The following is a 6,056-nucleotide window of genomic DNA, read 5'->3' on the forward strand; positions in this document are numbered from 1 at the left end:
CGCCGCGCATGCGGCACAGCCTGGGCGCCCCGGCTGTCGCTGACGCTGTGACCTGGGGTGATGCATTACCGGCTGATCGCTGCAAAAATGCTTGCGGGACGGGGTGGCAATATGCGTGTGACCTGGGATTTTACCCTCGGGTCGTCATGAACCCTGGAGGGTTCGCAACGCCGGCGTCATCGCGCCGCCTTGCAGGGCTTGGGCGGTCGTCATGAACCCTGGAGGGTTCGCAACAGAGGGTTCACCTGGTCAACCAGCGGCAGGACCCGGGTCGTCATGAACCCTGGAGGGTTCGCAACGCGGTGGGGGCGCTGCCTTCCGTGGTCCAGTTGCCGCGTCGTCATGAACCCTGGAGGGTTCGCAACGTGCGGTAGGCGGCGGCGTACCCGATGACCATCACGGTCGTCATGAACCCTGGAGGGTTCGCAACATGGTGAGGTGCGGGCGGGCCCGCACGCGGAACAGTGTCGTCATGAGCCCTGGAGGGTTCGCAACGAGCCGCCCAGCTCCTCCAAGTGCCCGGCCTGCGCGTCGTCATGAGCCCCGGAGGGTTCGCAACACCGCCACCGCGAAGACCGCGAGCACGCCATCCACCGTCGTCATGAGCCCCGGAGGGTTCGCAACAGACGCTCCACAGCGACAAGTTGCAGGTCAACGCCGGTCGTCATGAGCCCTGTATGGTTCGCAACCAGTGGCCGTACGCCGCCCGTGCCCTGGTCCGCGTGGTCGTCATCAGCCCTGGAGGGTTCGCAACCCGACGCCCACGCCGAGGTCCGCGCCGAGATCGCCCGTCGTCATTAGCCCTGGAGGGTTCGCAACAGGCGAGGGGCCTCCAGTAGTGACGGCTCACCACCGGTCGTCATTAGCCCTGGAAGGTTCGCAACAGCCAAATCCCCGGGCCCGCCATGCGTTGCTTCAGGGTCGTCATCAGCCCTGGAGGGTTCGCAACGTTTTGCCTGTGCCACGTCCGCCGAGCTGGAGCCACCTATAGCCCCTGAAGGGCTAGCAACCAACCACCCGACACCTCACCCCTGCCTACCGCACCGACTCCTCCCCCACCACCCCCTCATCCACCAACCCCACCCCCCGCTCGTACCGCAACCGCCGCCCGCCCAGCGTTGCCGTGCCGGCGGCGGTGAGGATGAGGACGCGGGTGTACTCGATGGGGGTGTAGCGCCAACCGCGCATCACCATCAGTTCGGTTGGGCCGTCCAGGAAGCACGTCGGGGGCAGGGCCGTCGTGTCCGCGGTTACCGCTTCGCACTGGGCCGTGTCGGGGGTGGTGCCGGCCGGGAGGGGGGTGCCGGAGAGCGTGTGGTAGCCGCCGGTGCCGTCCTCGGTGAGGAGTGCGGCGCGCACGGTGACGTGGTCGGTGGTCAGGGCGTCGAGCGCCTCCGGGCCGGCGTCCTGGCGTTCGGCCAGGTAGTGCAGGCCCGTCAGGGTGGCGGAGACCCGCTGGCCGGCCCGGGTCAGGAGGCGGTCGCCGGCGTCGGCCGCGCGCTGTCGGCGCTGGGCGTCGGCCGTCGCGCGGGCCGCGGCCACCTCCGCACGCCAGGCGGCGGGGACCGCGGCGGCGCCGGCCGCATATCCGGTCGCCACCAGGTCCGGCACGTCCGCCGGGTAGGACCACACCCGCGCGCCGGTGGCGGCCCGGCCCACCTCGTGGGCGGCTAGCAGCAGCGCGTGACGCCCGTACCGTTCCTCCGCCACTGCGGGGAAGCGGGGCGGCACCGCCAGCGGGCCGGCCGCCGGCGACCCGCCGGGCCCTTCCGCGTACCCGGTGACGATCACGCGCGGCGCCCGCAGCCGCGCGGGCCGGTACGTGGCGGTGCCGCGGTGCAGTCTGCCGATGCGTTGCAGCAGGTGGTCCAGGGGTGCCAGGTCGGTGATCAGTAGGTCCGCGTCGAGGTCGCAGGACTGTTCGGCGACGGTCGATGCGATGACGATGAGGCGGTGGGGGCGGGGCGGGGATTCCGCCACCTCACCGCCCACTTCACCCTCCGCCGGACTGCCCGACACACTCCCCGCCTCACCTTCCGCCGGACTGCCCGGCACACCCTCCGCCCCATCCCCCGCCGCGCCCTGCGCCCTGCGCCCCACCGGGCGCAACAACCGCAGGCACTCCCCCATCCGCGTGGCGAGTTCGCGGGCGGTGAGTTGTTCGTGCAGGAGGATGACGCGTGTGCCGGGGATGCGGCTGCGGACCTGGGCGGAGAGGGTCTGTGCCTGGTCGGCCGTGGTACGGATGACCAGCGCGCAGCCGCCGTCGACCAGTTCCGCGGCGAGCCGGTCGGCGACGGCCGCGTCGGCCGCGGCCCGCGCTGCGGCGTCGTCGGGGGGTGGCTCGGCGATTGCGTCGGCATCCCCCGCGGCTGTGGCTGCGTCGGCCGCGGACGCCACAGGCACCGCAGAGTCCACGGCCGTGCCCATTCCGGTCCCGTCGGCCGCGGCCCGTTCCGTGACGTGCTCGGGTGAGGGCGCGGGCGCGTCGGCCGTCCCCGCCGCCCCGGCCGCGCAGGCCGCAACCACACCCACCCCCGACCCCACCCCAGACCCAGGCCCCACCCCCACCCCCCACTCCGGCAACAACTCCACCCCCACCCGCACCGAGCCCCGGTGCGCCCCGCACGTCCGGGTCGCGCTCGCCGGACCGGTCGGCGTCCACCACACGGCCGTCACCGCGGGCTGCCGCGGCGGATGGGCCAGCGCCGGGTGGCCGTACTCCTCCCGGCGGGCCGCGCCGGACAGGTACGCGTCGGCCAGCGTCTGCCGTTCGGCGGCCGGCAGCGTCGCCGAGAGCAGCACCACCGGCACCCCCGCCTCGCCGAACCAGCGCAGCCCCTCCGCGAGGAAGCGCGAGCCGTGTACGTCGGAGGCGTGCACCTCGTCCAGTACGACGACCTTGCCGAGCAGCCCGGCCATCCGCAGCGCCGCGAACTTCGTACGGGTCACCGCCTGCAACAGCGTGCTGGTCGGGCCCACCGCGAACGGGCACAGCAGCCCGCGCCCGTACCCGAAGAACCACTCCGTGGGCGTCAGCCGCTCCCCGGGGCGCGGTTCGGGCGGGCCGTCCTCGTCGCAGGTGCCGACCGCGGCGCGGCGTTCCTCGACGGGGGCGGCGAGGAGCGCGCTCCACACGGGCGACAGGTTGCGCTGACCGTGCAACAGAGCAACCTGCGGAGCAAGTTGAGGATCGATGCGCCCGACCCACTCCCGTACCCGGGCGAACGTCGGATCGTTGGCCGACCACTGCGGCATGCCGACGAACACCCCGTCCTGCCCGAACTTCGCGGCCAGCACCTCGGCCGCGGCAAGGCCCGCCCAGAGCTTGCCCTCGCCGGTGGGCGCCTCCACGAGCAGCAGTCCGGGGGCGGGCATCGCCCGGGCCGCGTCCAGCGCCGCCTGCTGTACGGGGCGCGGCGGATGGTCGAAGCGGCGCCGGAACACGTCGGCGGGCGGCATCGGCAGCGCGCCCCAGCCGCCGCGCAACCCGATCCGCTCCCAGGCGCCCGCGGCCCGCCGCCGCGCGCCCGCCATGTTCACCCGCGCAAAGTCGTCGATGCCGGTGAAGTGCGCCTTGCTGCTGGCGATCCAGTCGGCCATCACCACCAGCCCGCTGACCAGGAGTTGTAGGGGCCGCGACGGTACGGCGGCGGGTACGGCGGCGGCGATGGAGGGCAGGCCGAGTTCGGAGGTGACGTACCGGACGTGGGCCCGCCGCGCCTCGTCCCAGCGCGTGCCGCCCTGGAGTTGGCCGAGCCCCTTGCTCGGCGGTTCGAGTACGTCGGCGGCGTGTACGAAACCGTGGTGGCCGGCGACCAGCGGCACCACCCAGGCGATGTGTTCGGCCGGCCAACCCTCCCTCCGCAGCAGCGAGCCCAGCAGGTAGCCGCCGGCCGCGCCGTGGTGCCAGGGGAACTTCGGCACGATCTTCGACCAGCCGAGCCCGGCCGCCCGCAGCGACTGCTCGTACGCGGCGAACCGGCACTGGAAGGCGGGTGTGACCTTGCCGATGTCGTGCAGCGCGCAGATCCAGGCGAGCAGCGTGCGCCCGCGTCCCGGCCCGCCGGCCGCCGCGTCCAACTGCCGCCGCAGGGTGGGGGCGAGAAACCCGTCCCACAGCCGCTCGGCGACCGCCCCGGTGTCCAACAGGTGCGTGATGACCAGGCTCATCGTGTTGCCACCCGCGTACTCGGGTGTCTTGCCGACACACACCCGCAGCGCCGCGTACGCATCCCCGTCCCACGCGTTCTCGCCGTACGGGCCGTCCGCCATCTTTCCCTCCAGGTCCGGCAGGTTCGTCAGTTCGCCAGGTGTGTCACGTCTCCCCGCGGCACGCCCACCGCTGCCCCGGCGCCAGCGCCGGGGCAGGACCGCGCCCGGCCCCGGGGCCCGTACCGCTGGCATCCCGGCGGCGCCCCGGCGGCGTCCGCTGGCATCATGGCGGACCGGACCGGAGGGGTGTGCGTGACGGGTACGGCGGGGGCGCGGGACGAGGGGCGGGGGGCGCCGGCAGCGGTGGCCCGGGGCGGCCGGGCGACCGCGGCGGGCGGGGCCTGGCGGGCGGCGGACTTCACCGGGCTCGATACGGGCCTTCGGCATGAACTAGCCGCTGTGGCCGCGGTGTTGGCCGGTATCGACCGGGCGTTGCCCGGCGCGCCCTGGCACCTGAAGGGTTCGAGCGCGCTGCTCGGCTGGATCGGCCCGACCGCCCGCCCGCCGGCCGATGTGGACCTCGCCCTGCCGGCGGGGCCCGGCGGCGCGCTGCTACGGACCGCGGAACTCCCGCCGGGCCCGGACGGCGAACGGCTGCGGCTGCTCCGCACCGAGCCGGTGGTGTTCAGCAGGCCGGGGCGGGTGGCGGTGCACCGGGCGTTGGTACGGGTGATGAGTGGGGTGGGTAACGTTCGGGCCGCGGGGGGCGTAAGGGGAGTCGGCGGCATGGGCAGGGTGGATGGCATGGGTGGTGCCGGTGCCGCGCCTGGGATGCAGGTGGGCGCCCTGACCGACGTCCTCCTGAACATCGTCCTCGTCCCGGACGACATCGCGGCCCGGGACGCCCGCACCGCGCCCCTCGCCTTCCCCGGCGCGCCCGGCCCCTGCGTCGTACCCGCGGCCACCTTCGGCCGCTGCCTGGCGCAGAAACTGCTGCGGTACGCGCGCCTGCGCGACGGAGGGAAGATCAATACGCGCTGGTCAGACGTGGCGGACTTCCTGATCGCCGCGGCCAGCCCGCGCGCCCCGCTCCTCGAACTGGTCCGGCTGCGCCAGGACGTCGCGGCCGAGTGCGCCGCCCTGGACCGCCCGTGGCCGGCCGAACTCCCCCCACCGCCGGCGGAGTGGCTGGACTTCTGGGACACAGCCACCTTCCAGCACGGCTGGCCGTTCGGCCGGCTGCCGGAGGCGGTGGCGCGCGTGGAGCGGTTCTGGGGGCCGGTGCTTGCGGCGCCGGTGGCGCCGTACGAGGCGGAGGGGGCCGCGCCGTACGGGGCGGAGAGGGCCGCGGCGCCGTACGGGCCCGCTCGCGCGTCCGGCGCAGACGGCGACGACGCGCCCGTACGGCACATCTGGTCGCCCACCGCGTGGGAGTGGCAGGCCGGGTAAGTGGCAGCCCGAGTAATCAGGCCCGTGCCCCGCGCGTAACTCGTACGTCCCCGTACCCCGCGCGCGCGTCACCGTGCCCCACGCGTACGGGCCCGCATCCGGCGCGTACATCCTCGTACCCCGCACGTACGTCCCCCGCCCCCTGACCTGCAGACGAGCCCGAGCCCGCCGGTCAGGGCCCCCGGCCGCTGCCCCGAAAGGGCAGTTCGCGCTGCCTGTCGGCTTCTACCGCTGGTGGAGGCGTACGCGGTACGCAGGGGTGGGCACCGGAAGGTCGCCCGGCCGGGCCGGAACCGATGCGAACCGGGCGGGCCAGAACCGTACGAAGGGGGCGCCGTGCGCAGCACCGACGTGGGACGGGTGACGGCGGACGACCGCGGCCGGGGCCAGGCACCCCGCCGGGCCGGCGCCCCGCGCCCCGCGCCCGGTCGGGCCGCGCGGCAGGTCGAGCC

General features: G+C 74.4%; 2 protein-coding genes. One reads left to right on the plus strand and one right to left on the minus strand.

All coding sequences use genetic code 11. The features are described 5' to 3' along the window. Positions 1-1,035 precede the first annotated feature (1,035 nt). Positions 1,036-4,275 carry a CRISPR-associated endonuclease Cas3'' gene (locus ACMA1D_RS16560; protein WP_414724738.1) on the minus strand — a complete coding sequence of 1,080 codons (3,240 nt, stop codon included), beginning with the start codon at positions 4,273-4,275 and terminating at the stop codon, positions 1,036-1,038. Positions 4,276-4,440: 165 nt separating this feature from the next. Here ACMA1D_RS16560 and ACMA1D_RS16565 point away from each other — a divergent pair, with 165 nt between their 5' ends. Beyond that, entirely contained in the window at positions 4,441-5,604 is a 1,164-nt protein-coding gene (locus tag ACMA1D_RS16565) for a hypothetical protein (RefSeq protein WP_414724739.1), read from the plus strand. The last annotated feature ends 452 nt before the right edge of the window (positions 5,605-6,056 follow it).

The organism is Streptomyces sp. 796.1 (assembly GCF_047525675.1).
Taxonomy (GTDB): Bacteria; Actinomycetota; Actinomycetes; order Streptomycetales; family Streptomycetaceae; genus Streptomyces.